This is a genomic window from Rhodococcus sp. P4_F3_2 (genome assembly GCF_056401335.1).
Map to the genome: position 1 here is coordinate 127979 of NZ_JBFUJN010000001.1, position 26953 is coordinate 154931.

At 61.5% G+C, this 26953-nt stretch carries 27 protein-coding genes; 17 read left to right on the forward strand and 10 right to left on the reverse strand.

Annotation, left to right across the window (positions count from 1 at the left end; translation table 11 throughout):
* The first annotated feature begins 160 nt into the window (after positions 1-160).
* The 4 genes from AC1DWA_RS00630 (at position 161) to AC1DWA_RS00645 (ending at position 5844) form a co-directional block, all read left to right on the forward strand.
* The gene (locus tag AC1DWA_RS00630; protein ID WP_477845711.1) at positions 161-3544 is read left to right on the forward strand and encodes a pyruvate carboxylase; all 3384 of its coding nucleotides are present in this window, start codon (positions 161-163) and stop codon (positions 3542-3544) included.
* Positions 3545-3656: 112 nt separating this feature from the next.
* The gene (locus AC1DWA_RS00635) at positions 3657-4439 is read left to right on the forward strand and encodes an enoyl-CoA hydratase (protein WP_477845673.1); all 783 of its coding nucleotides are present in this window, start codon (positions 3657-3659) and stop codon (positions 4437-4439) included.
* 60 nt (positions 4440-4499) lie between these two features.
* The gene (locus AC1DWA_RS00640; protein ID WP_029256231.1) at positions 4500-5360 is read left to right on the forward strand and encodes an SDR family NAD(P)-dependent oxidoreductase; all 861 of its coding nucleotides are present in this window, start codon (positions 4500-4502) and stop codon (positions 5358-5360) included.
* 10 nt (positions 5361-5370) lie between these two features.
* The gene (locus tag AC1DWA_RS00645) at positions 5371-5844 is read left to right on the forward strand and encodes a MerR family transcriptional regulator (protein ID WP_477845674.1); all 474 of its coding nucleotides are present in this window, start codon (positions 5371-5373) and stop codon (positions 5842-5844) included.
* Between the two features lie 6 nt (positions 5845-5850).
* On the opposite strand, the gene AC1DWA_RS00650 is transcribed toward AC1DWA_RS00645, so the two are convergent.
* Positions 5851-6360: a MarR family winged helix-turn-helix transcriptional regulator gene (locus AC1DWA_RS00650; protein WP_477845675.1), complete on the reverse strand. Its 510-nt coding sequence runs from the start codon at positions 6358-6360 to the stop codon at positions 5851-5853.
* A gap of 95 nt (positions 6361-6455) precedes the next feature.
* Here AC1DWA_RS00650 and AC1DWA_RS00655 point away from each other — a divergent pair, with 95 nt between their 5' ends.
* Positions 6456-7424, forward strand: a complete 969-nt coding sequence (locus AC1DWA_RS00655) for an NAD(P)/FAD-dependent oxidoreductase (protein ID WP_477845676.1) — start codon at positions 6456-6458, stop codon at positions 7422-7424.
* On the opposite strand, the gene AC1DWA_RS00660 is transcribed toward AC1DWA_RS00655, so the two are convergent.
* Together AC1DWA_RS00660 and AC1DWA_RS00665 are read right to left on the reverse strand one after the other, a co-directional pair.
* Positions 7382-8302: a TIGR01777 family oxidoreductase gene (locus tag AC1DWA_RS00660; protein ID WP_477845677.1), complete on the reverse strand. Its 921-nt coding sequence runs from the start codon at positions 8300-8302 to the stop codon at positions 7382-7384. The two genes, AC1DWA_RS00655 and AC1DWA_RS00660, sit on opposite strands and share 43 nt — an antisense overlap.
* Positions 8299-8976, reverse strand: coding sequence for a TetR/AcrR family transcriptional regulator (locus tag AC1DWA_RS00665; RefSeq protein ID WP_060938002.1), 678 nt, complete (start codon positions 8974-8976; stop codon positions 8299-8301). The genes AC1DWA_RS00660 and AC1DWA_RS00665 overlap by 4 nt, the downstream gene beginning before the upstream one ends.
* A 142-nt stretch (positions 8977-9118) precedes the next feature.
* Here AC1DWA_RS00665 and AC1DWA_RS00670 point away from each other — a divergent pair, with 142 nt between their 5' ends.
* Both AC1DWA_RS00670 and AC1DWA_RS00675 read left to right on the forward strand, forming a co-directional pair.
* Positions 9119-9523: an EVE domain-containing protein gene (locus tag AC1DWA_RS00670; RefSeq protein ID WP_477845678.1), complete on the forward strand. Its 405-nt coding sequence runs from the start codon at positions 9119-9121 to the stop codon at positions 9521-9523.
* Between the two features lie 12 nt (positions 9524-9535).
* Complete coding sequence (locus AC1DWA_RS00675; RefSeq protein WP_029256224.1) at positions 9536-9982, forward strand: MarR family winged helix-turn-helix transcriptional regulator; 447 nt, start codon at positions 9536-9538, stop codon at positions 9980-9982.
* Positions 9983-9988: 6 nt separating this feature from the next.
* Here AC1DWA_RS00675 and AC1DWA_RS00680 read toward each other — a convergent pair whose 3' ends face one another.
* A complete protein-coding gene (locus AC1DWA_RS00680) occupies positions 9989-10642 on the reverse strand; it encodes a TetR/AcrR family transcriptional regulator (protein ID WP_019745258.1) in 654 nt (217 codons plus the stop codon).
* 93 nt (positions 10643-10735) lie between these two features.
* Between AC1DWA_RS00680 and AC1DWA_RS00685 the strand changes: the two genes are divergently transcribed.
* The 9 genes from AC1DWA_RS00685 to AC1DWA_RS00725 all read left to right on the forward strand — a co-directional run bounded on the left by AC1DWA_RS00685 (position 10736) and on the right by AC1DWA_RS00725 (position 20491).
* On the forward strand, positions 10736-11197 hold the full coding sequence (locus AC1DWA_RS00685) for a MaoC family dehydratase (RefSeq protein WP_020909091.1): 462 nt from the start codon (positions 10736-10738) through the stop codon (positions 11195-11197).
* A 28-nt stretch (positions 11198-11225) separates the two neighbouring features.
* The gene (locus AC1DWA_RS00690; protein ID WP_047889682.1) at positions 11226-12398 is read left to right on the forward strand and encodes an acyl-CoA dehydrogenase family protein; all 1173 of its coding nucleotides are present in this window, start codon (positions 11226-11228) and stop codon (positions 12396-12398) included.
* A 9-nt stretch (positions 12399-12407) separates the two neighbouring features.
* Positions 12408-13541 (forward strand): acyl-CoA dehydrogenase family protein, encoded by a 1134-nt coding sequence (locus tag AC1DWA_RS00695; protein ID WP_477845679.1) that lies wholly within the window; start codon positions 12408-12410, stop codon positions 13539-13541.
* Positions 13542-13672: 131 nt separating this feature from the next.
* Positions 13673-15601 carry a molecular chaperone HtpG gene (gene htpG / locus AC1DWA_RS00700; RefSeq protein ID WP_020909088.1) on the forward strand — a complete coding sequence of 643 codons (1929 nt, stop codon included), beginning with the start codon at positions 13673-13675 and terminating at the stop codon, positions 15599-15601.
* A gap of 155 nt (positions 15602-15756) precedes the next feature.
* Entirely contained in the window at positions 15757-16296 is a 540-nt protein-coding gene (locus tag AC1DWA_RS00705; protein WP_477845680.1) for a DinB family protein, read from the forward strand.
* 92 nt (positions 16297-16388) lie between these two features.
* A complete protein-coding gene (locus tag AC1DWA_RS00710) occupies positions 16389-17969 on the forward strand; it encodes an FAD-binding oxidoreductase (protein ID WP_477845712.1) in 1581 nt (526 codons plus the stop codon).
* Complete coding sequence (locus tag AC1DWA_RS00715; RefSeq protein WP_113682539.1) at positions 17966-18883, forward strand: diacylglycerol kinase; 918 nt, start codon at positions 17966-17968, stop codon at positions 18881-18883. The genes AC1DWA_RS00710 and AC1DWA_RS00715 overlap by 4 nt, the downstream gene beginning before the upstream one ends.
* Positions 18884-18929: 46 nt before the next feature.
* Complete coding sequence (locus AC1DWA_RS00720; RefSeq protein WP_477845681.1) at positions 18930-19757, forward strand: potassium channel family protein; 828 nt, start codon at positions 18930-18932, stop codon at positions 19755-19757.
* Between the two features lie 47 nt (positions 19758-19804).
* Positions 19805-20491 carry a TetR/AcrR family transcriptional regulator gene (locus tag AC1DWA_RS00725; protein WP_020970748.1) on the forward strand — a complete coding sequence of 229 codons (687 nt, stop codon included), beginning with the start codon at positions 19805-19807 and terminating at the stop codon, positions 20489-20491.
* Positions 20492-20497: 6 nt separating this feature from the next.
* On the opposite strand, the gene AC1DWA_RS00730 is transcribed toward AC1DWA_RS00725, so the two are convergent.
* Positions 20498-21682, reverse strand: a complete 1185-nt coding sequence (locus AC1DWA_RS00730; RefSeq protein WP_477845682.1) for a metallophosphoesterase — start codon at positions 21680-21682, stop codon at positions 20498-20500.
* A 123-nt stretch (positions 21683-21805) separates the two neighbouring features.
* Here AC1DWA_RS00730 and AC1DWA_RS00735 point away from each other — a divergent pair, with 123 nt between their 5' ends.
* Positions 21806-22438, forward strand: coding sequence for a GyrI-like domain-containing protein (locus tag AC1DWA_RS00735; RefSeq protein ID WP_477845683.1), 633 nt, complete (start codon positions 21806-21808; stop codon positions 22436-22438).
* 17 nt (positions 22439-22455) lie between these two features.
* On the opposite strand, the gene AC1DWA_RS00740 is transcribed toward AC1DWA_RS00735, so the two are convergent.
* The 5 genes from AC1DWA_RS00740 to AC1DWA_RS00760 form a co-directional block, all read right to left on the reverse strand.
* Positions 22456-22848, reverse strand: a complete 393-nt coding sequence (locus AC1DWA_RS00740) for an RNA-binding S4 domain-containing protein (RefSeq protein ID WP_029256216.1) — start codon at positions 22846-22848, stop codon at positions 22456-22458.
* A gap of 24 nt (positions 22849-22872) precedes the next feature.
* Entirely contained in the window at positions 22873-23766 is an 894-nt protein-coding gene (locus AC1DWA_RS00745) for an oxygenase MpaB family protein (RefSeq protein ID WP_477845684.1), read from the reverse strand.
* A 165-nt stretch (positions 23767-23931) separates the two neighbouring features.
* A complete protein-coding gene (locus AC1DWA_RS00750; protein ID WP_283308282.1) occupies positions 23932-24780 on the reverse strand; it encodes a 3-hydroxybutyryl-CoA dehydrogenase in 849 nt (282 codons plus the stop codon).
* Between the two features lie 92 nt (positions 24781-24872).
* Positions 24873-26030 (reverse strand): acyl-CoA dehydrogenase, encoded by a 1158-nt coding sequence (locus tag AC1DWA_RS00755; protein WP_003939784.1) that lies wholly within the window; start codon positions 26028-26030, stop codon positions 24873-24875.
* A 159-nt stretch (positions 26031-26189) separates the two neighbouring features.
* Positions 26190-26882: a TetR family transcriptional regulator gene (locus AC1DWA_RS00760; RefSeq protein ID WP_024487439.1), complete on the reverse strand. Its 693-nt coding sequence runs from the start codon at positions 26880-26882 to the stop codon at positions 26190-26192.
* Between the last annotated feature and the right edge of the window lie 71 nt (positions 26883-26953).

The following is a 26953-nucleotide window of genomic DNA, read 5'->3' on the forward strand; positions in this document are numbered from 1 at the left end:
AATCGTGGCATGACACCCCACTAATGCTGCGTCGGCGAGGTTCGGTTCTGGCATCACCGTCTCCTGGCCTCGTCGACGCTTCTCCACGCATGGCCCGCACTTTCGCGTGCGGGCCATGCTCATTCGCGCACTGACACTCTCGACAGCGAAGGTTTTCTCCATGTTCTCCAAAGTGCTTGTCGCCAACCGGGGCGAAATCGCCATTCGTGCGTTCCGCGCGGCCTACGAACTGGGTGCCGGAACCGTGGCCGTGTTTCCGTACGAGGATCGAAACTCGATCCACCGCACCAAGGCCGACGAGAGTTACCAGATCGGGGAGGTCGGGCACCCCGTCCGTGCATATCTTTCGGTGCCCGAGATCATCGCTGCGGCCCAGAACGCCGGCGCCGACGCGATCTATCCCGGGTACGGACTCCTCTCGGAGAACCCTGAATTGGCGGGAGCATGCGCGGACGCCGGAATCACCTTCGTCGGCCCGTCGGCCGAAGTGCTGGAGCTGACGGGAAACAAGGCGCGCGCTATCGCGGCTGCGCGGGCAGCAGGGCTTCCCGTTCTGGAGTCGTCCGAACCGTCCACTGACATCGAAGCACTGATAAGCGCGTCGGAGTCCATGGAGTTTCCGCTTTTCGTCAAGGCAGTCGCCGGAGGCGGCGGACGGGGGATGCGACGTGTTGCGGAGCGGGGCCAACTGAGAGAATCGATCGAAGCCGCTGCGCGAGAGGCTGAGTCAGCCTTCGGTGATGCGACGGTATTCCTGGAGCAGGCGGTGGTCGACCCACGCCATATCGAAGTGCAGATCCTCGCAGACGGTGAAGGAAACGTCATTCACCTCTTCGAACGAGACTGCAGTGTGCAACGACGCCATCAGAAGGTTGTGGAACTTGCGCCCGCTCCGAACCTTCCAGCCGGACTGCGGGAGAAGATCTGTGCCGACGCGGTGGCGTTTGCGAAGGCTATCAACTATTCGTGTGCCGGCACTGTCGAGTTTTTGCTCGATACCCGAGGCAATCACGTGTTCATCGAGATGAACCCGCGAATCCAGGTGGAGCACACCGTCACCGAGGAGGTGACCGACGTCGACCTGGTTCAGGCTCAACTACGGATTGCCTCTGGTGAATCGTTGTCCGACTTGGGTCTTCGCCAGGAATCGATTGTTCTGCGCGGAGCCGCACTGCAACTGCGCATCACCACCGAGGATCCGTCCAACGGATTCCGTCCGGATACCGGGCGCATCACGGCCTACCGAACCCCGGGCGGTGCGGGTGTTCGCCTGGATGGCGGGGCTACCCTCGGGGCAGAGGTCGGTGCCCATTTCGATTCCATGCTGGTGAAGCTGACCTGCCGTGGACGCGACCTGCCCACCGCGATTTCGCGGGCAAGGCGCGCGGTCACCGAATTCCGAATCCGAGGGGTTTCCACCAACATTCCCTTTCTGCAGGCAGTGCTCGACGACGCCGACTTCCGGGCGGGGGAGGTGACGACGTCGTTCATAGAGGAGCGTCCGGGACTGCTCACGTCGAGGGCGTCTGCCGATCGTGGCACCAGAATCCTCACGTATCTTGCCGATGTGACGGTCAATCGCCCACATGGGGAGCGGAAGTCGGCTGTCTACCCGCACGACAAGCTGCCGAAGATCGACGTGACTGCTCCACCGAAGGATGGTTCCAAGCAGCGGCTGATGAACTTGGGACCGGCCGGATTTGCCGCGGCCCTGCGTGAGCAGAAGGCTGTGGCCGTCACTGATACGACCTTCCGAGATGCACATCAGTCGTTGCTCGCCACCAGGGTTCGTACCAGCGGTCTGCTGGCGGTGGCCGGTCACGTCTCCCGTATGACTCCGGAACTGTTGTCGCTCGAGGCATGGGGCGGAGCGACTTACGACGTTGCTCTGCGTTTCCTGAAGGAAGATCCGTGGGAGAGGTTGGCGGCACTGCGAGAGGCCGTACCGAACATCTGCCTGCAGATGCTTCTGCGTGGACGCAACACTGTGGGGTACACGCCCTATCCGGTGCAGGTGACCACCGCGTTCGTCCGCGAAGCAGCACGAACTGGGATCGACATATTCCGAATCTTCGACGCTCTCAACAACGTCGATCAGATGCGGCCGGCGATCGATGCAGTACGTGACACCGGTACGACGGTTGCGGAGGTGGCACTGAGTTACACCGGCGATCTGTCTGATCCGGCGGAGACGCTGTACACACTGGACTACTACCTGCGGTTGGCGGAGCAGATCGTCGATGCCGGGGCACACGTCCTGGCGATCAAGGACATGGCCGGACTGCTTCGTGCTCCTGCCGCCGCGACACTTGTCTCTGCATTGTGTCGCAATTTCGATCTCCCCGTCCACGTGCACACCCACGACACTCCCGGCGGTCAGTTGGCTACGTACCTGGCAGCGTGGCAGGCCGGAGCCGATGCAGTGGACGGTGCGGCTGCCCCGATGGCGGGGACCACCAGCCAGCCTGCACTCTCGGCGATCGTTGCGGCGGCTGCACATTCGGAGTTCGATACAGGTCTCGACCTTCAGTCGGTGTGCGATCTCGAACCGTACTGGGAGGCGCTGCGGAAGGTCTACGCACCGTTCGAGTCGGGCGTGCCCGCACCCACTGGCCGCGTCTACACCCATGAGATTCCGGGTGGTCAGCTCTCGAATCTCCGTACACAGGCGGCCGCCTTAGGTCTCGGCGACCGCTTCGAGGACGTCGAAGTGAACTATGCAGCGGCGGATCGGATGCTCGGACGGTTGGTGAAGGTGACGCCGTCGTCCAAGGTAGTCGGTGATCTTGCACTTCATCTGGTGGGCGCAGGCGTAAGTTCCGACGAATTCGCCTCGGATCCAGCCAAGTTCGATCTACCGGAATCGGTGATCAGCTTCTTGCGCGGTGATCTGGGTACACCGCCGGCCGGCTGGCCGGAGCCGTTCCGCACTAAGGCGTTGGAGGGGCGTGGACAGGCGAAACCTGAAGTGCCACTGTCGGAAGATGACACTAAAGCGTTGAGCGGTGATGGTTCGAAGGTGCGCTCCACGCTCAATCGGTTGCTGTTCCCCGGCCCGACCAAAGAGTTTCTCGATCATCAGGAACAGTACGGAGATACGTCGAGGTTGTCGGCGAACCAGTTCTTCTACGGTCTGCGCCGTGGCGACGAGCATCGAGTTCAGCTCGAGCAGGGCGTCGAGCTGATCATCGGACTCGAAGTGATCTCGGAACCGGATGCGCGCGGATTCCGAACGGTGATGTGCATCCTGAACGGTCAATTGCGGCCGGTGTCGGTGCGAGACAGAAGCATCGCGGATACTGTTCCGGCGGCCGAGAAGGCTGACCGCAGCATTCCTGGGCAGGTACCGGCACCGTTCGCCGGTGTGGTCACGCTCACTGTCGTGCAGGGGCAGAGCGTCGAGGCCGGAGACACTGTCGCGACGATCGAAGCGATGAAGATGGAGGCGGCGATCACCGCCCCGTGCGCGGGTATGGTTGCCCGACTGGCGATCAGCGAAGTCCAGCAAGTCGAGGGCAGTGATCTGCTTCTCGTGATCGAGTAGTGGCAGATCGGGTGCAGGGTTCGCACTATCTGCAACTTTGCATCGATTGTTCGCAAAGATACTCGAGTGCAATGTGTTTCCTTTTTTCCTACCCGACAATAGCGTCATAGTCATGACTGAAACGCACGAAGACATCTCGATCATCCGTCGTGGCGAGACGCTTGACGTCGTGTTCAACCGGCCGGAAAAACACAACGCATTGACTCCTCAGATGTACGACGCCATTGCCGGAGCCTGCCGGAGCGCCGACTCCGACCGCGAGATCCGGTTACTCACTCTCCGAGGTGCTGGGGGAGAGGCGTTCTCGGCGGGTTCCGACATACGCCATTTTCAGACCTTCTCGAGTTTTCACGACGGGCTCGACTACGAAAGTCGGTTCGTCGGCGTGCTGACCGAACTCGAGAAAGTGCGGGTTCCCACGCTGGCGGTCATCGACGGTGTGTGCGCGGGAGCCGGGCTGTTGTTAGCGGCAGCGTGCGATGTGCGGATCGCGACGCACGGGTCCCGCTTCTGCCTCCCGATCGCGCGCACACTCGGAAACTCGTTGTCGGTCCATTCCGTGGCGTTGCTGGCGGACAGGATCGGCAGTTCGCGTCTGATGTCGTTGGTCGCTCGGGCGGGGGTCATGTCGAGCGACGAGGCTCTGCGGAAGGGCTTCCTCAGCGACTGTGCAACAGAGACCGAGTTCGCGAGCCTGACTGCCCAGGTATCGCGGGAACTCCTTGCGGCTGCCCCGATGACCGTGTGGACGATTCGAGAGTCCTTGCACCGCATCAGAACCCGATCGATCACCGACAACGATGATCTGATGCGCATGATCTACAGCAGTGACGACTTCAAAGCCGGTGTCGACGGTTTCCTTCGCGGCGAGCGACCGGTTTGGGCCGGCGTGTAGCTCGGCTGTAGAACCAAAGGCTTGCGTTGGAGCGCGCTCTAACCCCTAGCGTTGCCGACCATGACAACAAAAACCTGGATCATCACTGGAGTTTCTCAGGGTTTCGGCCGCGAGCTTGCAGTGTCCGCACTTCGAACCGGGGACGCGGTAGTCGCGGCAGTTCGTAGGCCCGAGTCCGTTGCAGATATCGCGTCGGAGCATCCGGATCGGTTCTCGGCGGTGACGTTCGACGTCCGCGACACCGCGGCGGCACCCAGCGTCGTCGAACATGCGCTCGAGCATTTCGGTCGTGTCGACGTGCTGGTCAACAATGCCGGTCGCGGGATGGTCGGCGCGGCGGAGATGGTGGACGATTCGACCTTGCGGGATCTCATGGAACTGCACCTGATCGGACCCGCCGCGTTGGTGCGCGCCGTCCTCCCTTCGATGCGAGCGCAGGGCAGCGGAACGATCGTGCAGATGAGCAGTCAAGGCGGCCGCATGTCGTTTCCCGGCGTCGGGGCGTATTCGGCGTCCAAATTCGCGATTGAAGGCTGGTCGGAGGCCCTTGCCGGTGAGGTCGGGCAGTTCGGCATCCGGGTCATGATCGTCGAGCCCAGCCGATTCCGTACAGCATTCAACACACCTGGCGTTCTGAGCTTCGCCGAATCATCCTCGGACTACCGTGATTTGCTCGATCCTGTTCTGCGGGACATGGCGGCGGCAGACGGTGTTCAGGAGGGTGATCCGGAGAAGGCAGCAGAGATCATCACCTCGCTGGTGCACAGCGAGAATGTGCCACTGCGTCTGCCGCTGGGAAAGGAAGCCGTGGAGCGGATATCCGCGTCGTATCGGAAGAATCTCGCCGAGGTATCCGTCTGGGCCGACCTCGCTCGCAGCGCCGATTTCGCGGATGCTGCCGGACCTGTCCGCCCGTTCTAGGCTGGGAGTCATGGCTACCGAAGACTTGATGCGCAAGGCACTCGAGGCACTTGGGGAAGTGGACGGGCCCATGTCGATCGAGGTGATCCATCGACTCGTCGATACAGGGGATGTTCAGGACCCGATGTCGATCGCCGAAGTGTCAGACCTTCTGGATGTTTCGGCGCATACCCTGCGTTATTACGAGAAGATCGGCCTGGTCACGGTCGATCGTGACTCGAGCGGACATCGTGTATACGGCCCGGAATCTATTCGCAGGCTGGTGTTTCTGACCCGCATGCGTATCTCAGGCATGGCGATTCGCGACCTGCAGCACTACGTCGAACTGGTCGTCGCCGGTGAAGGGACAGTTCCGGAGAGGCTCGACATGCTGCTCGAGCACCGGGACACCGTTCGTCGGCAGATCAAGGAGCTCACGTTGTCTTTGGCTGCGACGGAGTACAAGATTGCGACGTACGGCGGGCGGACCGGAGAGCAGAAGTAGCGCGAGCTACTTGTCCTGCGTTCGATCCAGCCCGCCTTCCATGGATAGCGCCAACTGCTCGAGTGCCGCGAGAATTTTTCCGCGGCCCCGTCCGAGTTCGGTGAACAATTCACCGTGAGCGGCGAGTTCGCGAGGAAAGACTTCGTCGACGACACTCTTTCCCCTAGCCGTCATCGTGATCAGTGCAGATCGCCTGTCTTCGGGATTTCTCGTGCGGGAGACAAGGCCTCGCTTCTCCAATCGTGCGAGTGCCTTGCTGACTCCGGCCCGAGACATACCGAGGCGTTCGGCGAGACGAATCGCGGTGACCGGTTCCTCGGCGTATCGAAGCGGCACAAGCAGTTCGACTTCCGACACGGTGAGGTCCGCGGATCGGTACACCGGTTCGACGGCGAGTTCGAGAAGCGCCGTGATCCGCTTGAGTTGCGCGACAACTTCCATGGGCGACGTGTCGAGGTCAGGATTGTTTTCGGCCCAAAGGTTGCACGTACGGGAGCGGAGTGTTGGTTCGTTCACGATTCCTCAGTTTTGTTAACTGGTAAACAAATTTGCTAGATTGCCAGAATAGCTCACCGTCTGGGGTGGGACGAACTGCGGGACTGGGGGAGTGCATGAAGTTCGATGTGGTGATTGTCGGTGGCGGTGCGGCGGGGTTGAGTGCCGCGCTTGTTCTGGCTCGGGCTCGGCGGCGAGTGATGATCGTCGATGCTGGTAACCCGCGCAATGGTGTCTCCGAGCACCTGCACGGGTACCTGACGCGGGACGGGCAGAGTCCGACGCAATTACTTGCGGCCGGACGCAAGGAGGTTCTCGAGTACGGCGGCGAAATGACGACTGGCACCGCAATCGGAATCGAGCAAACGGAGGACGGTGGATTTCTTGTGCAAACCGACGCGACTGCGTCGCTGGAGGCACGGACTGTTCTGGTGGCGACGGGGTTACGTGACGAGCTGCCGAACATCGCTGGGCTGCAGGATCGCTGGGGAGTCGACGTTTTGCATTGTCCCTACTGCCACGGGTACGAGGTTCGTGATACGCCGATCGGTGTACTCGGGGGTGACAACAGGCCGTTCACCATTCATCAGGCGTCGTTGGTGCGCCAATGGTCGGACGATGTTGTCTTCTTTCCGAATCGCATCGAGCTGACCGGCACCGAGCGGGAGCGGCTGACTGTGAGGGGGATTCGCATCGTAGAAGGCGACGTGGCCGGGGTCTCGGTGGCAGACGGTCGATTGGACGGCGTCGAGTTGGCCTCCGGTCAGGTTGTTCCGCGGAGTGTGGTGTTTGTCGGTCCACGGTTTGTTCCACGCGACGCTTTGCTGACTGACCTGGGATGTGAAGCTGACGAAAATGGTTGGGTGGTAACTGATCCTGCGGGAAGTACCAGCATGCCTGGTGTATGGGCCGCTGGGAACGTGTCGGACTCGCCTGCACAGTTGATCACCGCCGCCGCCGCTGGGTCGAAGGCTGCGATTGCCCTGAATCACTATCTGCTCGAGCAGGATATCGTGCGAGCGGTCGCGACCGCGACCGAACTTCAGCCGAGTGTGACCGGAAGCAGCCCTCGCGGGGTCTCCTGAGCGATCTGTTCCAGCGCAGACTCCAACGTCGGAAATTGATACTGGAAGCCGCTGTCCGCGAGCACCCCTGGTAAAACCCAGCGACTCTTCGTCACCAGTTCAGCCTCGGTGCGGATGATTCGTGCGCCGAACTCGAGCATCCAGCCCGGCGTCGGAAACCCGTATTGTCGGCCAAGTTTCGCTCGTACCATCCGCATCATGTCGGTGTTGGTTACCGGATACGGGGATGCGATATTGACCGGGCCTGAGATCTCCGGATGCTCGTAGATGTGGATGACCGAGCGAACGACATCGGAAATGTGTATCCAGCTGAACATTTGTCGTCCGTCGCCCATTCTTCCGCCGAAACCGATTCGGGCCAGGTTCACGAAGGGGTTGATTGCTCCGCCGCCGGCTCCGAGAACGATCGACATTCGTAACGCCACTTTGCGAACGGGGGTTGGGGCTGAGAACAATTCGTGTTCCCACGCCCGCGCGACCGCGACGGAGAATCCCTTACCCAGCTCTCCGTTCTTCTCATCCATCGGTCGATCCCGCGCGTTTCGGTAGATCGTGCCGGTACTGGCATTCGCCCAGAGCGAGGGTGGTTGCGGTGTACGGGCCAGTGCGCGACCCAACAGTGCGGTCGTTTCCATGCGGGAGGAGAAGATTTCGTCGGCATTGTGCTTGTTGTATCGGCAGCTCACAGAGCGTCCGGCGAGGTTGACCAGCAGATCCGCGCCGCTGAGTACGTCGGCGACACCTTGCTCGTCGGACCAGGTGGCATCGCTCGTTCCTCGGCGGCCGATCGTCCGAATCTCGACCCCGTTCGATTCGAGCGCTCGAAGGAGAGATTGCCCTATGTAACCCGACGCCCCACATACAACGACAGTCTTCATGATTTTTTGTTCCGCTCTGGAGAAACGACTTTGGTCATCAGGGCGGCGACGTCGCCGACCAGGCCGCGGGCCACTGGTAACCGCGCGAGGGTGAGCGCTTTGGCGATGATCGGGACCAGGCCGTCGACCAGGGATCGGGTACGAGTTTGCCCCGGAGACGAGTCGGTGACCCAGTGCAGCGTCACGCCCAGATAGCTGAGCCACAAGAGTGTTGGGAGCTGGGTCTCCAAGGACGCCGGCGTCTTCTGCTTCGACGCCGCCAGTGCTTCGCGCATCAATTCGACGGCCATCGATCTCGCATCACTCGACTCGGCCGAGAACGGGCTGGACGGCGATGCGGTTGGTAGGGCAACGTGCAGAAACGCGCTACCGAACCCGTGATAGGGCCCCATGACATCGAGTCCGGTGTGCAGAACGATCGCGAGATTTTCCGCGAGTGAGCCACCTTTGCGTAGGAGTGGGAGCGCACGCTCTCGGTGATCACGTTGGATGACGAGATACAGCTCGTGAACCAGTTCGTCTTTGCTGGCGAAGTAGTAGTAGGCATTCCCGAGGGAGACACCTGCCTCAGTCGCGATCTTGCGCATGGTCGTCGCTGCGAAGCCTTCGTCGCGGAAGAGCCGCAAAGCTGTTTCTACCAGCTTTTCCCTGGTTTCGATCCCGCGACTGCTCATGGGCTCCCCTTCTTTGAACGTGTTCAAGTTCAGCGTACCTGAAGTTGAACACGTTCAAGAGTTGATCTGTTGCGAGGAAGGTAATAAGCGCGCATACTAAATTCATGATTGAACTTGCGATCGGTTCGCCAGGTGGTCGGCGATGAACGCCTGGTTAGGGGTTGTCTCGGCCGAACATGTGCGTCGCGCAGTGGATCTCGGAATCGCACAGATCGGGCACGGGAAGAGGTCCGGATTGGCGCGGATGAAGGCGGGCGATGTGCTTGTCTACTATTCGCCGGTCGAGTCCCTTGGTGATCGAGATCCGTTGCGCGAGTTCACAGCCCTCGGTGTGATCGAAGAGGGTGAGATCTGGCAGGCGGACGAAGGGTGCTTCAAGCCGTTTCGGCGTCGAGTGCGATACGAGGAATTCACGCCCGTTCCTCTCGAGGCAGTTCGGAGTCGTTTGGCATTGACCTCGACACCGAACTGGGGGTATCAGCTCCGCCGAGGCTTGATTCCGTTGGATGGCAACGACGTCGAGATTCTGCGCTCGACAACGAGATGACACACTGACGCTGTGGCGAAGAAACTGGAAACCGACTTCGAGGATGCTGGCGACAGTCCGGGTCTGATGTTGTGGCGTGTCACCAATGCTTGGCAGGCCTCGATTCGCGCGGCGCTGCGGCCTTTCGACCTGACTCACGTGCAGTTCGTTCTGCTCGCCGCACTGACGTGGCTGGACGCGGAAACACCGATAACTCAACGCGATCTTGCCGAGTATGCGCGCACTGATCCGATGATGACGTCACAGGTGATACGGACCCTCGAATCCAAGAAATTGGTCGAACGACGTCCACACCCGACGGACGCTCGGGCACGCTCGGTGGTGGTGACCCAGGCGGGTGCGGCCCTGGCAGGCAAGGCAAATCGTGCGGTCGAAGCATCGGATCGGGAATTCTTTGCCGCTCTCGGGGATCGTCAGGCGGCCTTTGTTGCGATGCTCGGCGTGCTTGACCGAAAGTAGCAACCCTCAGTTTTCAAGGGATAACTCTGAAGTGGTCTGCAGCAGTGCATATTTGGCTTCCAGCCCGTCCAGCAGGGATTCCAGCGCGAGTTCGAAACTGGCGCCGTCGATTTCCGTAGCACGCTCGCGCAACAGATGTGCTCGCGTGAGGTGCGGGTAACGCTCGGCGTAGATCGCCGGATCGTCTACGAATCCGCCGGAGAACGTCGCTGTCGCAGCACCCATGACCACGTACTTGACGGAAGCGCCGATCAGCGTTGCCGTGCGCTGCGGCCATCCGGCCCGCACCAGGCCGCCGTGGATGGCGTTGGCGCGGTCAAGGGCGATGGGCCTGACGCTCGGACCGTAGGCCAAGTAGGGAACGATATTGGGATGCTTGCCCAGGGCGGCGTGGTAGGACCGCGCCCACGTGCGAAGCGCACCGCGCCAATCGTCAGAGTCGAAGCCGCTCACGTCGACGGACTCCATGATGACGTTCGCGACGTCGTCGAGTAGCTCGTCCTTGTTGGCGTAATGGCTGTACAGCGATGGTGCTTGCACGCCGAGAACGGTGGCGAGTTTGCGCATCGAGAAGTCGGTCAAACCGTGCTCGTCGACCAATTTCAGGGCGGTGTCCCTGATGATCGGCTTGCTCAGTAGTGGAATCCGCGGTCGCGCCATCGCACACCCTTTCGTGTGAAAGTACTGGACAACCTTACACCGTGAGTTTATTATCCAATTAACCTAACAGTGTTCGGGAACGTGGAGGATCAGATGACGCGGGTGTTCGAGAACAAGGCCGATCTCCTGGGGGCGGTCGGTGAAACGCTGGGCTCGAGCGAGTGGGTCGAGGTCACCCGCGAGATGGTCCATCAATTTGCCGACGCGACCGGTGACCATCAGTGGATTCACGTCGACGACGAAAGGGCAAAGCGTGAATCACCTTTCGGCGGTCCGATTGCCCACGGGTATCTGACTCTCTCGCTCCTGCCGCTTCTGTCGAAGTCCGTGTACCGCATCGACGGGGCGAAGATGGTCATCAACTACGGGTCCGACAAGGTTCGATTCCCGAGTCCAGTGCCGGTTGGAGCCAAGGTTCGAAACACTGCAGTGCTCTCTGCGATCGAAGAGTTGCCGAACGGTTCGCTGCAGAGTCAGATCACCAACACCGTCGAGATCGAAGGCGTGGACAAGCCAGCCGTTGTTGCGCAGACCGTCGCACGAATCTTGTTCTGAAATCCTGCCAGAAGAAAGCAGACTCCATATGAATCTCGAATTGACCGCTGAGGAAGTTGCGTTCCGCGAGGAGATGCGAAAGTTCTTCACCACCGAATTCTCGCCCGAACTTCGTGCACGTGCAGCGGGATTCGGAAAGCTGACGCGTGAAGACATCGTTGCGGGCCAACAGATTCTGAACGCACACGGACTGGCGGTTCCGCACTGGCCGGTCGAATGGGGTGGCAAGGACTGGACTCCGGTTCAGCGCCACATCTATTCCGAGGAAATGCAGTTGGCGTCGGTACCCAACCCGTTGCCGTTCAACGTGAGCATGGTTGGGCCCGTTATCGCGGCCTTCGGCTCGCAGGAGCAGAAGGAGAAGTTTCTCCCGGCGACGGCTAACGCCGATATCTGGTGGTGCCAAGGTTTTTCGGAACCAGAAGCCGGTTCGGATCTCGCTTCACTCAAGACGGCTGCTGTCCGTGACGGCGCGGATTACATCGTCAACGGTCAGAAGACGTGGACTACTCTCGCGCAGCACGCCGAGTGGATCTTCTGTCTGGTTCGGACAGATGCCAGTGCCCAGAAGCGTCAGGCAGGAATTTCGTTCCTGCTCATCGATTTGGCGACTCCCGGCATCACGATTCGTCCCATCAAACTGATCGACGGCAGCGTCGAGGTCAACGAGGTGTTCTTCGACAACGTCCGTGTTCCTGCGGAAAATCTTGTCGGCGAGGAGAACAAGGGCTGGGACTACGCCAAGTTCCTGCTCGGTAACGAACGCACGGGGGTCACACGGGTCGGGTTCTCCAAAACCCTTGTCGCCACGGCAAAAGAGAAGGCGCGGGAGGTTCGCGTCGGAACCGGCACCCTCCTCGAGGATCCGTTGTTCGCGGCTCGGTTGGCCGAGTTGGAAAACGAATTGCTTGCACTGGATCTGACTCAACTGCGAGTTGTGGCGAGTTCGGCAGACGGAAAGCCGAATCCGGCATCCTCACTGCTCAAGCTCCGTGGCTCCGAATTGCAGCAGGCAGCAACGGAATTGCTGATGGATGTCGCCGGACCGGACTCTCTGCCGGTAGATATCGCCGACATCGACTCGCCGGAGTGGGCGCAGCAGGCGGCGCCGCGCTACTTGAACTACCGGAAGGTTTCCATCTACAGCGGATCAAGTGAGGTGCAGCGCTCCATCATTGCCTCCTCGATCCTCGGATTGTGAGCATCTGACATGAATTTCGAACTCGACGACGAACAGACGATGCTTCGCGACACAACGCGCGAATTACTCAGCCGCAGCTACGACGCGGAGAAGCGCAACGCCACCTCGGCCACTGACGAGGGATGGAATGCCTCGGTGTGGAAGCAGTTCGCCGAGCTCGGGCTGCTCGGCCTGCCATTCGCGGAGGCCGATGGCGGGATGGGCGCTGGGCCGGTCGAGACCATGGTGGTGATGACCGAACTGGGCCGCGCGCTTGCACCCGAGCCGTATTTGGGTGGTGTTCTGATCTCCGGTGGGTTGATTGCTGCGATCGGTTCGGCAGATCAGCGGGCGCGACTCCTGCCGGCGCTCAGCGACGGGACCACTTTGTCGGCCTTTGCCCATACGGAACCTGGCACGCGCTGGCCGGTCGCCACTGTCACGACCACTGCATCGCAGGAGGGATCGGGGTGGACGATCACCGGCGTCAAGAACCCGGTTCTGCAGGGCGACAGCGCGCACGTCGTGATCGTCAGTGCCACACTTCCAGGCGGCGGCACCGGGCTCTTCCTGGTGGATGCGGAAGGCTCGGGTGTCACACGGAGCACGTACGCCACCCACGACGGCCGTCGCGGCGCGCAGTTCACGTTCACCGATGCCGCGGCCGAACAACTTGGTGAGGGCGGCGATGTCACGGCGGCGATCGTCGAAGCAGAGGTCCGGGCGCAGGTAGCTCTGTGTGCCGAGGCCATCGGAATCATGACCGAGGCGCTCCGACTGACGACGGATTATCTGAAGCAGCGCAAGCAGTTCGGTGTTCCGCTCGCGAAGTTCCAGACGCTGACGCATCGTGCGGCCGACATGTACGTCGCTCTCGAACTGGCGAGCAGCATGAGTCTGTACGCGACCATGGCCATCGCCGACGGAGTGATCGATCCGACCATCGCGTCGCGAGCGAAGCTGGCTGTCGGTCGTGCCGCGCATCAGATCGGTCAGGAAGCAATTCAAATGCACGGTGGTATCGGTATGACAGCCGAGTATCCGGTCGGGCACTACGTCTCGCGGCTGGTGGCCATCGAACACACTTTGGGCGCATCGGACGATCACCTCAGGGTGCTGGCCGGCGGCGTCTCGAACTATTCGATGGTTGACGTCACCGAGTAGATCGGTGGGTGAAGATAACGGGAGGTCATGCGCAGGTCGCGTGGCCTCCCTTGTCTGTGCGGGGGCCGGCCCGCGGTATTCGAGGTCGAGTAAAATCCCTGTGATCAGTCCGAGAAGAGAAAGGGATCGAAGTGACCGCGCATACCGAGCAGCTCGAGTTCCAAGCAGAAACACGTCAGCTGCTGGATCTGATGGTTCATTCAATCTATACGAACAAGGACAGCTTCCTTCGTGAGTTGATCTCCAACGCTTCGGACGCGCTGGACAAACTTCGCCTCGAGTCTTACCAGGACAAAGACCTCAACGTCGACGTCTCCGATCTGCATATCGAGATCGACATCGACAAGGCGGCACGCACCCTGACCATCCGCGACAACGGCATCGGAATGTCGCGTGACGAGGTCGTCGACCTGATCGGCACGCTCGCCAAGTCCGGCACCGCCGAGGTGCGTCGTAAGCTCAAGGAAGCCAAGGATGCAGCGGCATCCGAAGAACTGATCGGTCAGTTCGGCATCGGCTTCTACTCCACGTTCATGGTGGCGGACAAGGTCACGCTGCTGACCCGCCGCGCCGGTGAAGATCACGCGACGCGCTGGGAGTCGACCGGCGAAGGCACGTACACGCTCGAGCATGTGAACGAGGCGCCGCAGGGCAGCTCCGTGACCCTGCACCTGATGCCCGAGGATTCCGAGAACGGCCTGCACGACTACACGTCGGAATGGAAGATCAAGGAACTGGTCAAGAAGTACTCTGACTTCATCGCGTGGCCCATCCGCATGGATGTCGCTCGTACGTCGACGCCGGCCGAGGGCGAAGAGCCCGAGGTCACCATCGAGACCGAGACGATCAACTCGATGAAGGCACTGTGGACTCGCTCCAAGGACGAGGTGTCCGAGGACGAGTACAAGGAGTTCTACAAGCACGTCAGCCACGCCTGGGACGAGCCTCTCGAGGTCATCCCGATGAAGGCCGAAGGTACTTTCGAATACCAAGCGCTGCTGTTCATTCCGTCGACGGCGCCGTTCGATCTGTTCATGCGTGAGCGCAAGGCCGGCATCCACCTCTATGTCAAGCGCGTCTTCATCATGGACGACTGCGAAGAGTTGGTGCCCGATTACCTGCGCTTCGTCAAGGGTGTGGTCGACGCACAAGACCTCTCGCTCAACGTCTCTCGTGAAATTCTGCAGCAGGACCGGCAGATCGCTGCCATCCGTCGTCGTCTGACCAAGAAGGTCCTCTCGACCATCAAGGACATGAAGGCGAACGAGCCCGAGAAGTACTCGACCTTCTGGACCGAGTTCGGACGCGCGCTCAAGGAAGGCCTGATGGCCGATGCCGACAACCGCAAGACGCTGCTCGACATCTCTTCGTTTGCCTCGACCAACAGCGAAGAGGGCGTGACCACTCTCGCCGAGTACGTGGAGCGCATGAAGGACGGCCAGGAACAGATCTACTTCATGACGGGCGAATCCCGTCACCTCATCGAAAGCTCCCCGCACATGGAGGCTTTCAAGGCCAAGGGCCTCGAGGTTCTGGTTCTCACCGACCCGGTGGACGAGATGTGGGTCGACGCTGTCTCGGACTTCGACGGCAAGACCTTCCAGTCGATCGCCAAGGGCGAGGTCGACCTGGACACCGAGGACGAGAAGAAGGCGGCCGAGGCCGAGCGCGAAGAGAAGGAGAAGGAATTCGGCGAGCTGCTGACGTGGCTGACCGAAACCCTGTCCGACGACATCAAGGAAACGCGTCTCTCGACGCGCCTGACCACGTCGGCTGCCTGCATCGTCGGCGACGCGTTCAGCATGTCTCCGACGCTCGAGAAGATGTACAAGGCTTCGGGTCAGCCTGTTCCGCACAGCAAGCGCATCCTCGAGCTCAACCCGGAGCACCCGCTTGTCTCGGGTCTTCGGGAGGCGCAGGCCGCCAACGACAATGCGGAGAACCTGACTGAGACGGCTCAGTTGCTCTACGGCATGGCGTTGCTTGCCGAGGGCGGCGAGTTGAGCGACCCGGCGCACTTCACGCGTCTGCTGGCCGATCGTTTGGCTCGCACAGTCTGATCTGGTCCTAGCTGGCTCGAACTCCCGGCATCCACCTTCATCGGTGGGTGCCGGGAGTTTTTTCTTGATCGTTTTCTATTAAGGACCGTTTCTGTCCGCAATAACTTCTAACGTAGTTCTCACAGGGCACGAACCCACTAGCGAAGGAAAACATCATGAACGCACCGATCACCACCGTCACCGGCGAGCGCGCGGATCTCCTCCAGAGCCTGCGTCAACATCGTGAATTCCTTCTCTTCACGGTCAAGGACCTCACCGACGAGCAGGCTGCTTCGAGGCCGACCGTGAGCGAACTGTGCCTAGGCGGATTGATCAAGCATGTGGGTCAGGCGGAGAAGGGTTGGGTCGACTTCATTCTGGAAGGGCCGGCCGGACTTGGCGGGGACTTCGACCCGACCCAGTGGTCGGAAGAGATGCAACAGGAACGGGCGAACGAATTTGCCATGGTCGAGGGTGAAACCTTGGCAAGCATCGTTTCCGAGTACGAAGGGATCGCGGCCAGGACCGACCAGTTGGTGGCCTCGCTGGACAGCCTCGACATCTCTCATCCACTTCCGAGCGCTCCGTGGTTCGAAGCCGGCGCTCGCTGGTCAGCGCGGCGCGCATTGCTGCACATCATCGCCGAGACGGCCCAGCATGCGGGCCACGCAGACATGCTTCGTGAAGCCATCGACGGATCCAAGACGATGGGTTGATCGACAGCTCGATCAACCGGGATGTTTACACATCACACAAATATGTAACACTAGTGTCTATGAGCACCGAAAAGTCTGCCTTGCAACCGCCGATGCAGTGGGACGCCTGGGGCGATCCGGCCAAGAAGCGTGAACTGTCGGACGCAGTCACATCATTGTTGACCGGATTTCTCGGTGTCTCCGCACCGACTCGCTCGCGCCTCGCCATCGAAGACGTTCAGGTGACTCCGTCCGGCCTGGCTCAGTCGCACGTCGAGGCGCTGGCTGGGCTGGTCGGGGCCGAGTACGTCAGCACCGAGGATTCGGATCGAATCCTTCGGGCCGGTGGCAAGAGCACCCCGGATCTGCTTCGTCGTCGTAGCGCCGAGCCGCAGGACGCACCGGACGCAGTCGTCACTCCAGGGACAGACGCAGAGGTCGAGCAGGTTCTCCGATACTGCTCTGCCAACCGGATCGCAGTGGTCCCGTTCGGTGGTGGCACCAGCGTCGTCGGCGGGCTCGATCCCATTCGTGACGGGTTCGACGCAGTTCTATCTCTCGATCTGCGCAGGTTCGATCAGCTCGTCGGGTTGGACGAGGAATCGGGTATCGCGACGTTCGGCGGCGGAACCACCGGTCCACGCGCCGAGGAGCTTCTGCGTGAGCACGGCTTCTCGGTGGGGCACTTCCCGCAGAGCTTCCTGTTCGCCACTCTGGGCGGGTTCGCCGCCACCCGTTCTTCGGGGCAGGCGTCGGCTGGATACGGGCGCTTCGAGGACATGGTTCAGGGCCTCACCGTTGTCACCCCGAGTGGCGTGATCGAGACCGGGCGTGCGCCGGCATCCGCTGCAGGCCCCGATCTGGGTGAGCTTTTTGTCGGCTCCGAGGGCACGTTCGGCGTCATCACGCACGTGCGTGTAAGGGTTCACCGCCTGCCCGAAACCACCGTGCGCGAGGGATGGAGCTTCCCCGACTTCGCTACCGGCGCAGCCGCATTGCGTGAGCTGGTTCAGGAAGGATCGGCTCCGACCGTCCTGCGGTTGTCCGACGAGGCCGAGAGTGGCGTGAATCTGGCGACCACCGACAAGATCGGTGAGAACGCCTTCACCGGTGGTTGCCTCGGGATCACCACCTACGAGGGCACGGCTTCGCACACCGCTGAACGGATGGCGGAGGCCCACGCAATTCTCATCGCTCACGGTGGAACTTCGCTCGGTGAGGAGCCCGGAAACAGTTGGGAGCATGGGCGATTCGATGCACCGTATCTGCGTGACGCTCTCCTCGATGTCGGTGCGCTGTGTGAAACCCTCGAGACAGCAACCACCTGGGGTAACCTCGCGAACCTGCGCTCCTCGGTCACCGAAGCGCTGACCAAGGCTCTCGTCGAGCAGGGGACTCAGCCGCTCGTCATGTGCCACATTTCTCACACGTACAAGACCGGTGCTTCGCTGTACTTCACAGTAGTCAGCGCGCAGACCGAGGATCCGATCGCTCAGTGGCACAAGGCGAAAACTGCCGCTGGCGATGCGATCATCGCCGCCGGTGGCACGATCACCCATCATCACGCAGTCGGAGCTGACCATCGCCCGTGGATGAAGGACGAGATCGGCGAATTGGGCGCGAATATCCTTCGCGCAGTGAAGAATGCAGTTGACCCTGCCGGCATCCTCAATCCTGGAAAGCTGATTCCGTGACCGAAACCCGCAGTCAGATCGAAAAGGTTACCGTCCTGATCAATCCGATGGCGGGACATGGTCACGCGCCTGCGGCCGGACGCAAAGGTGTTGCGCGACTGCGTGCTCGGGGAGTTGCCGTCACCGAGATCATCGGAACCGATGCCGACGACGCCAAGAAGTTGGCGCGTCGTGCGATCGAGGAGGGTACCGACGCGCTGGTGGTGGTCGGCGGTGACGGTGCCATCAGCATCGGATTGCAGGCTGCCGCGTTGACCGATACTCCTATCGGGCTCATCCCGGCGGGCACCGGTAACGATCACGCCCGTGAGTTCGGCATTCCCACAGGCGATCCCGAGGCAGCCGCCGATGTGATCGCCGACGGCGTCGTGCAGCAGTCCGACCTGGCGAAGATCACGCTTGCCGACGGTTCCGTCGTCTGGTCGGGAACGATCATCGCGAGCGGATTCGATTCGCTGGTCAGTGAACGGGCCAATCGGATGTCGTGGCCCAAGGGACCGATGCGCTACAACTTGGCGATGCTCGCCGAGTTGGCGAAGATGAAGCCGCTGCCGTACCGGATCGAACTCGACGACGAGGTCATCACGGTGGACGCGACGCTCGTGGCTGTCGGCAACGGCCGCTCGTACGGTGGCGGYATGCTCATCACTCCGGGCGCGTCGAAGTCTGATGGGTTGCTGGATCTGACCGTCGTCGGGCACGGTTCGAGGTTGCGTCTGGTGCGCCTGTTTCCGCGGGTGTACAAGGGAACTCACGTCTCCTTGGATGCGGTACAGACGTATCGGTCGAGGAAGGTGCGGTTGGTCTCCGAGGGCATCATCGCCTACGCGGACGGTGATCGGGTGGGGCCGTTGCCCATCACGATCGAGGCAGTTCCCATGGCGCTCAACATCTTGACGCACACTCGGATCTGAGTTGGTTCTGCCGGTCACGCGGTAGCAGTGGTGTAAGACTTCTCGGATGAACGAATCAAGGAGGTCGGTGCACCACCGCACTGCGTGGACGTCGAAGCGGTGGCAGCTCACCACCGACATCCCCTTGACCGCTGCGGCCTGCCTGTTCTTGGTGGCGTACGCGTACCAAGTCCTGGCGCAACCGACTGGCTTCCCGCATCGCCTGACCGAATGGATCATGTGGGCCGCGTGGGTCGTATTTGCTGTCGACTACGCAGTTCGCCTGTGGTTGGCTCCTGCACGCGGTCGCTGGTTCGTCAGGCATCTCTTGGATTTGGCGATGGTGGTGTTACCCATGCTGCGTCCCTTGCGCCTCCTTCGGTTGGTCACCCTGCTTGCAATAGTCCACCGCTCGAGCGGGCAAAGCTTGCGTGGGCGAGTGGTTGTCTACGCCACCGGGGCCACGGCCTTGCTGATCGGTGTCGCGGCACTGGCCATGCTCGACGCCGAGCGGCACGCTGATGGCGCCGCCATCACGTCGCACGGGACGGCGTTGTGGTGGGCGATGGAGACGGTTACGACCGTCGGTTACGGAGACATGGCTCCTGTCACTACAACCGGGCGCCTGATCGCCGGAGCGTTGATGATCGGCGGAATTGCATTGCTGGGCATCGTGACTGCCACACTCGCTTCCTGGTTGGTCGAGCGAGTGGCGGAACAGGACGAGGCAGGGCAGGTCGCGACGCGTAAGCAGGTGGCAGATCTGTCCGTGGAGGTCCGAGCTTTGGCCACCCGCACGCACCAAGTCGATCTCGCGTCCGTCGATACCGATTCGCTGCGTCGCGAACTGGCGTCGAGGGGAGTCGTGGCGCAGCATGCACCTTCGGACAATTGACCCGCAGTACAGCAAACAATAGAACGATGGTCTGATAATCTTGCGTGATGGTGGCGACCCATGGATTCCAGCGCGCGCGCAGGCCCGAGCAGATCGAAGCACGTCGGTGCGCGATTCTCGACGCAGCTCGCGCGATGCTCGGGTCCAAGCCAGTCGCAGACATCAGCCTGCGTGAGCTCAGTGAGAGCGTCGGCCTCGCGAAGTCGAACGTGCTCCGATACTTCGACAGTCGCGAGGCCATCTTTCTCGAAGTGCTCGACGAGAACTGGGTAGCGTGGCTGGACGGGTTGTCCGAATCGTTGACTCCGACCGGTGGCGACTCACCGTTTGCCGCTGAAATTCATGTGGCATCCGCGGTTGCGGAATCGCTTGTCTCACAGCGGTTACTGTGCGAGTTGATGAGTGTCATGGCCGGTGTCCTCGAAAGAAACATCTCCGTCGACTTCGCCCGTGACTTCAAGAAGCGGGCGACGGTCAACTCGGGAAGGTTTGCGTCGCTGGTTCATTCGCAACTGCCCCATCTCTCGGAGGGCGACGCCGCTCAATTCGCCAAGGTAACCCTGGTGATCGTTGCCGGCTTGTGGCCGACTGCCGAGCCGACTGAATCCATGGTCGTCGTACTGAACGAGATGCAGGCGCCCCCGGCCTCCGACATGTTCGCAGTCGGCCTGCGTGAAGGTCTGATCAACCAGCTCGTCGGGTTGTCGGCGCGAGCGGCAACCCGAACGAGCTGAGAACGATCAGGCGCTGTGCAGCGTCAGAACGGTTATCTCGCTCGGTGCGAACACCCTGAAGGGCGGACCCCAGAATCCGGTTCCCCGGCTGGTGTACAGCTGCGTACGTTCTCCGTGCCTGGTAAGCCCGTGCACCGACGGTTGATCGAGTTTCACCAGAAAGTTGAAGGGCCAGATCTGTCCGCCGTGGGTATGACCGGCGAGCTGCAGATCCACTCCCGCGGAAGCGGACTGAGTAACCTGCTTCGGTTGGTGGGCGAGCATCAGGATCGGCAATTCGGGGTCGGAGCCGGCCAGGGCCATGTCGAAGTTCGCGCCGTGTCCGTCGAGTTTCGATCCCAGCGCTGTTGCATCGTCGACTCCGGCGATGACCAGTCTGTCTCCGCCCTTGGTGGCGACGAGATGGCGGTTGTGCAGCGCGTCCCAGCCGATCGAGGTCATGTAGTCGAGCCACTCCTGAGCCTCGTGGAAGTACTCGTGATTGCCGGTCACGTAGACGCGAGCGAGCCCGGCTTCGACCGATGCGAGGGGGGTCGCTTGGCCGAGGCGCTGCTCTACCGTTCCGTCGGCGATGTCACCGACGTGGGCCACGATGTCGGCGTCGAGATCGTTGACTGCCGCGATCACGCGCTCGGACCACTTCTCGCGATTGATCGGCCCGAAGTGAGTGTCGGTGATCGCGACTACCCGAAGTTTGTCCATCCCCGCACCAAGGCGGGGGATGGTGACGTCGACCTGCTTGATCCGTGGCAGTCTCATGGCTTCCCGGTAGCCCCAGATCAGCAGAAGGGCCGAGATGATCAGTGCGGCAACGGCGACAATTCTCGATCGAAGCGGGTCATCCACGCCGCCGACGAGCAGTCCGAGCCTCAGAACTTCGCCGAGCAGGGTCCACACGAACACGACCCAGATGATTCCGAGGAGGGCGTCGCCGATCAGGCGAACTGGATCGCGGTCGGTGTGTCCGTGGCTGAGCACCATACTGGCAGGCAGGGCGATCAAGAGGGTGGCAAACAGAACGGTGCCGAAAACTGCCACCGCCGTCGGCCAGTCCGGCCGGATGAACAAGCTCCACCACGGGTACACGAACAACAGAGCCAAGATCGACGCGACAATCGCGGATATGGCAACGATCCGCAACGGTCTGCGGCGCGGAACTCGAGCGACGTCGGTCGCCTGGGGTGTAGTCACCCCGTCCAGAGTAAAGGTCCACTGGTCTATTAACAAGGGGACAGTGGTCCGCTATCGGGATGTCGGTGTTCTCGGATAGGTTTCCGAACGTTGAAACTCGGCCAGTGATCAGGTGGGTGGCGCATGGAGAAGTACGACGTCAAGAAGGCATACAAGGATCTCTACTCGCCTGGGCGCCGCGATTTTGCCCTCGTGACCGTTCCCCGCTTCGGCTACTTCGCCGTCGACGGTCACGGCGACCCCAACACTGCCACCGAGTACTCCGAGGCGCTCGAAGCGCTGTATTCGGTGTCCTACTCGGCAAAATTCGCGAGCAAGAAGGAATTGGATCGCGACTTCGTCGTTGGCCCGCTGGAAGGGTTGTGGCGGGCAGATGATCCCGAGGTGTTCGTGGCACGGGACAAGGCGGCCTGGGATTGGACGATGATGATCTCGCAACCGGAGTGGATCACGGGCGCCGAACTGTCTGCGGCGATTGCAGCAGTCCGAGCCAAGGCAGTGCGGGCCAAGAAGGAGATTGCCGCTCTCGACAAGGTCAGGTTTCTCGAGTTGGAGGAAGGTCTGTCCGTCCAGATTCTTCACGTCGGCTCGTACGACGACGAAGCTCCCACCTTGGACCGGCTGCACAACACGTTCATCCCGTCGAACGGCTTCAGTTTCAACGGCGATCATCACGAGATCTACCTCAGTGATGCGCGCCGGACGCCGCCCGAGAAACTGAAGACGGTTCTGCGTCAGCCTGTTTCGAGGTCGTGACGCGTTCGAGGCGGTGGTTACGGCTCGAGGCCGCGCAACTTCTCGAGGTCACGTCGCTCGCGCTTGGTCGGTCTGCCGGCGCCGCGATCACGTCGCGGAATGGACGCAATCAGTTCGGGCGGTGGTGGGGGCGGCGAATTGTCCTGCAGGCAATCGGCGGCCAGCACCGCGCTGACTCGCTTCGTGATCGGCTTGACCACGACGACAATGCGTTCGATGCCGGATACACGCACCCGCACCTCGTCGCCGGCTTTCACCTGCTGAGCCGCCTTTGCCGACGTTCCATTGACCCGAACGTGTCCCGATCGGCAGGCCGTCGCCGCCTGCGAGCGTGTCTTGAACAGCCGAACCGCCCACGTCCAGCTGTCCACGCGGACACTGATCGCGTCGGAGGGGAGTTGGGCTGGCACGCACTCCAGCCTACCGACGAGTGCTCACAGACCCTGCGCGCGGATGCCCGAGTAGGCGCGCGGCGCATACCGCAGTCGTAGCGGCAGCAGATGCCAGAACCGATCTGTCAATGTCAGGAAGCGGGCGAACCAGAAGTACATCCGTTCGTCGCGCGGCGTCCATTCCCATTCAAGGGTCTTGCGTGCCTTCTCCGGCATCAGTGCCTTGCCGATCCAGTTCGCCACGGCCATCGTGGGGCGAGAGCTAAGACGCCACAGCCATGTCGGAACCTTCGGAGCCGGTGCGATGTCGTGCTCGGCGATGTGTGTCGACCACTTCGTGGTGTGGGTGTTGATCAACTGGTTGTCGAGCATGTCTTCCCAGTACATGCGGAAGCTGGCGTAGTCGTCGAAAGCCGGCCGATCGGTGAGTCCGTAACAGCGCCACCAGGTTACGGCCTCACGGACAAGTTGGTCCTTCTGCTCCTGCGTGAACTTCTTGTACGCGAATCGCTCGTTGAAATCGAGAATCACCTCGAAGAACGTGACGTGTGTCCACCAGAAAGTGTCAGGAGCGAGGGCGTGGTAGTGCCCGCCGGTTTCGTCGATTCCTTTGAGATCGGTGTGGAAGTTGCGAACGAGCGTGCCTGTGCCCTCTTCGGTCCGGTCGTACACGACGCCGTAGATGGGCGGCAGGGAGCGGAACAGGCGGTCGAGCGGGTTGTCGAAGAAATTCGAATGATCTTGCAGCGCTCCGCTTACCGCGGGGTGCATGTTCTGCAGGGTGCCTGCGCGTCCGAGGTACAGCAGGCCGCGAACGTCGCCGAAGTGTGTCCATGTCAGGGAGCCGGGGCCGATCGGATCGGCTCGCAGTTCTCGGGACTTGGGTAGTTCCCGGGGCTTGGGTCGACGAGTGCCGGTGTCCGCATCGCTGCTCATCTGGGTGCCCCTCCGCCTGCCATCATGTGACAACGGTTGTTGTCACATGATGACTTTTGCCGCGCTACACGAATTTGTCAATCGATTCGACAAGATCTGTCCGAAAAACAACTCCGGCCCCTCACCTGCAACAGGTGAGGGGCCGGAAGAGTGAAGCGGTCGGACTCAGGCGTATTCGTAGAACCCGCGACCGGTCTTCTTGCCGAGACGACCGGCGTCGACCATGCGGCGAAGCAGCGCCGGCGGAGCGTAGTGCGGTTCTGCGAATTCCGCGTGCAGGGACTCTGCCGCTGCGAGGGCAATGTCGAGACCGACGGTGTCGAGCAGCGTCAGCGGACCCATCGGGTAGCCGCAGCCGCCCTTCATGGCCTCGTCGATGTCTTCTGCTGTGGCGTAGCCGGATTCGAGCATCCGGACTGCCTGGCACAGGTAAGGGATGAGCAGAGCGTTGACGATGAAGCCCGAGCGGTCGCCCGCGCGAACCGTCTTCTTACGCAACGTGTTCTTGGCGTAGTCGGTGACGGCGAGGACGGTCTCTTCGGACGTCGTGAGGCTGACCACGATCTCCACGAGCGGCATGACCGGCACGGGGTTGAAGAAGTGAACGCCCACAACCTGGCCGGGGCGCGAGGTGGCCTTGGCGATCTTGATGACGGGGATCGACGAGGTGTTGGTCGCCAGAATGCCTGCAGGCTTGACGATCTTGTCGAGCTTGCCGAAGATCTCGTACTTGAGAGCTTCGATCTCGGGAGCCGCCTCGATCACCAGGTCGCGATCGGCGAACTCTTCCATGTCCAGGGTGACGCGAACGCGTGCGATGGCGGCGTCGGCGTCTTCCTGCGTGATCTTGCCCTTGGCTACGCCGCGGTTGATCGACTTGGCGATCCGTTCGCGAGCAGCGGCGGCAAATTCTTCCTTGGTTTCGAGCACCAGTACCGAGCTACCGGCTTTTGCACAAACTTCGGCAATGCCGGCACCCATGGTGCCGCCGCCGATTACGCCTACGAGTTCCACGATTCTCCTCAAGATTCTTCAGACAGGGGTCAAGCCCCCGTGCGCGGTTAAGGAGTCTATGGACTGCCTGACCGCGCACAGGGCCGGAGGCCCTACTTCAGTAGCGCACGCGACATCACGACGCGCTGAATCTGGTTGGTGCCTTCGTAGATCTGCGTGATCTTGGCGTCGCGCATCATGCGCTCGACCGGGAAGTCGGTGGTGTAACCGGCGCCACCGAACAGCTGCACGGCGTCGGTGGTGACCTCCATGGCAACGTCGGAAGCGAAGCACTTCGCGGCAGCGGAGATGAAGCCGAGGTTCTTCTCTCCGCGCTCGGCGCGAGCAGCGGAGGTGTAGACCATCAGACGTGCGGCTTCGACCTTCATTGCCATGTCGGCGAGCATGAACTGCACAGCCTGGAAGTCGCTGATGGACTTGCCGAACTGCTTGCGGTCCTTGGTGTATGCCAGAGCCGCGTCGAGTGCGCCCTGAGCAAGGCCGACGGCCTGTGCGCCGATGGTGGGACGCGTGTGGTCGAGGGTTTCGAGTGCCGTCTTGAAGCCGGTGCCCGGTTCGCCGATGATGCGGTCACCGGGGATGCGGCAGTTCTCGAAGTACAGCTCAGCGGTGGGGGAGCCCTTGATGCCGAGCTTCTTTTCCTTCGGTCCGACGACAAAGCCCTCGTCGTCCTTGTGGACCATGAAGGAGGAGATGCCGTTTGCGCCCTTGTCGGGATCGGTGACAGCCATGACGGTGTACCAGGTCGACTTGCCGCCGTTGGTGATCCAGCACTTGGAACCGTTGAGGATCCAGTCGTCGCCGTCAGCCTTCGCGCGGGTACGCATCGAAGCGGCGTCGGATCCGGCTTCACGCTCGGACAGTGCGTACGACGCCATTCCGCCGTTGACGAGGTCCGGGAGCACCTTGGACTTGAGCTCTTCGGAACCCTTGAGGATCAGGCCCATGGTGCCGAGCTTGTTCACGGCGGGGATCAGCGAGGAGGAGCCACAGACGCGGGCGACTTCCTCGATGACGATGCAGGTGGCGACGGAGTCGGCGCCCTGGCCGTCGTAAGCCTCGGGAACGTGGATTGCGTTGAAGCCCGACGCGTTGAGAGCGGTGAGTGCTTCCTCGGGAAAGCGTGCGTTCTCGTCGACGTCCTTGGCGTACGGCGCGATTTCCTTCTCGGAGAGTCCGCGGATAGCAGCCCGCAGTTCGTCGTGCTCTTCGTTCAGTGCGAAGAGATTGAAATCCGGGTTTCCTGCCATGGGAACGCTCCTTGGTGAAGGTTGCTTGAAGGCGGTCGGTGCGGCTCCGGCGTTACCGACGAGATTCGCGGACAGACCGGTGCCAATGACCCCAGTCAAACACGGCACTGAGTGCCAGGTCAAGGGATGGGAGTGTGAAGTTCCGGTGCACGAGCGGTGTCAGCCGAGTTGTTCGTGGATTTTTCTGCTGATCTCCTCGGCGGACGTGCCCGGGGGAAATGCTACTACCAGCACAGACTTCGATTCTGGCGTGCTGGTCTTGGACCCGGGTGCCACGCCGTACGTCCGCCGAACGTCGAGCAATGCCTGGCTCAGCGCTTCGGCTGTGGCGTCTTCGTCGCCTTTGATCATGCTTCGCAAGAGGTAGTTGTGGCACGCGGTGACAGCTGCGGCAAAACCGACAACCTCGAGGACCGGTTCGCGGGGAACAGCGCTGCGCAGGTAGTCGACGAAGAGGCGCTCATAGCGGAATCCGGTGACGAGTTCGCGGTCGCGAAGAGCCGGAACATGCTGTACGACGCGGTATCGCCGCATCGACAGGTCACGGTTCCGGCGGAAGAAATCGAAGACCAGTCCCGCTGCCTCGCACACGGACGCCCAGGGGTCGGCGGAATCGGACGCGAGGAACTCGGCCACGTGTTCGAGGAGGGACTCGTGATCGGCGAAGATCACGTCTTCCTTGGAGCGGAACTGCCGGAAGAACGTCCGGCGCGACACACCGGCGGCAGCGGCGATCTGCTCGACGGTGGTGGCTTCGTACCCGTTCTCCGAGAACAACCGGATCGCTTGAGACGCGACGTGTACCCGAAACTGTGCGGGGTCAGTTCCGGGCAGGTCTGCGCGTTCACTCATGGGGACAAGTATTGCGCCTGTTCGCGCCATCCCGGTGTGGCGGGCAGCAACCGCATGCCGATCGGTTCCAT

Bases quoted from the DNA above. Each gene is read 5' to 3' on its own strand.
- AC1DWA_RS00645 (WP_477845674.1), top strand. From the start codon at position 5,371: ATGGCTACCGAAGACTTGATGCGCAAGGCACTCGAGGCACTTGGGGAA.
- AC1DWA_RS00635 (WP_477845673.1), top strand. From the start codon at position 3,657: ATGACTGAAACGCACGAAGACATCTCGATCATCCGTCGTGGCGAGACG.
- AC1DWA_RS00690 (WP_047889682.1), top strand. From the start codon at position 11,226: ATGAATCTCGAATTGACCGCTGAGGAAGTTGCGTTCCGCGAGGAGATG.
- AC1DWA_RS00735 (WP_477845683.1), top strand. From the start codon at position 21,806: ATGGAGAAGTACGACGTCAAGAAGGCATACAAGGATCTCTACTCGCCT.
- AC1DWA_RS00705 (WP_477845680.1), top strand. From the start codon at position 15,757: ATGAACGCACCGATCACCACCGTCACCGGCGAGCGCGCGGATCTCCTC.
- AC1DWA_RS00755 (WP_003939784.1), bottom strand. From the start codon at position 26,030: ATGGCAGGAAACCCGGATTTCAATCTCTTCGCACTGAACGAAGAGCAC.
- AC1DWA_RS00680 (WP_019745258.1), bottom strand. From the start codon at position 10,642: ATGGCGCGACCGCGGATTCCACTACTGAGCAAGCCGATCATCAGGGAC.
- AC1DWA_RS00695 (WP_477845679.1), top strand. From the start codon at position 12,408: ATGAATTTCGAACTCGACGACGAACAGACGATGCTTCGCGACACAACG.
- AC1DWA_RS00670 (WP_477845678.1), top strand. From the start codon at position 9,119: ATGAACGCCTGGTTAGGGGTTGTCTCGGCCGAACATGTGCGTCGCGCA.
- AC1DWA_RS00745 (WP_477845684.1), bottom strand. From the start codon at position 23,766: ATGAGCAGCGATGCGGACACCGGCACTCGTCGACCCAAGCCCCGGGAA.
- AC1DWA_RS00725 (WP_020970748.1), top strand. From the start codon at position 19,805: ATGGTGGCGACCCATGGATTCCAGCGCGCGCGCAGGCCCGAGCAGATC.
- AC1DWA_RS00655 (WP_477845676.1), top strand. From the start codon at position 6,456: ATGAAGTTCGATGTGGTGATTGTCGGTGGCGGTGCGGCGGGGTTGAGT.
- AC1DWA_RS00630 (WP_477845711.1), top strand. From the start codon at position 161: ATGTTCTCCAAAGTGCTTGTCGCCAACCGGGGCGAAATCGCCATTCGT.
- AC1DWA_RS00685 (WP_020909091.1), top strand. From the start codon at position 10,736: ATGACGCGGGTGTTCGAGAACAAGGCCGATCTCCTGGGGGCGGTCGGT.
- AC1DWA_RS00640 (WP_029256231.1), top strand. From the start codon at position 4,500: ATGACAACAAAAACCTGGATCATCACTGGAGTTTCTCAGGGTTTCGGC.
- AC1DWA_RS00665 (WP_060938002.1), bottom strand. From the start codon at position 8,976: ATGAGCAGTCGCGGGATCGAAACCAGGGAAAAGCTGGTAGAAACAGCT.
- AC1DWA_RS00710 (WP_477845712.1), top strand. From the start codon at position 16,389: ATGCAGTGGGACGCCTGGGGCGATCCGGCCAAGAAGCGTGAACTGTCG.
- AC1DWA_RS00720 (WP_477845681.1), top strand. From the start codon at position 18,930: ATGAACGAATCAAGGAGGTCGGTGCACCACCGCACTGCGTGGACGTCG.
- AC1DWA_RS00760 (WP_024487439.1), bottom strand. From the start codon at position 26,882: ATGAGTGAACGCGCAGACCTGCCCGGAACTGACCCCGCACAGTTTCGG.
- AC1DWA_RS00660 (WP_477845677.1), bottom strand. From the start codon at position 8,302: ATGAAGACTGTCGTTGTATGTGGGGCGTCGGGTTACATAGGGCAATCT.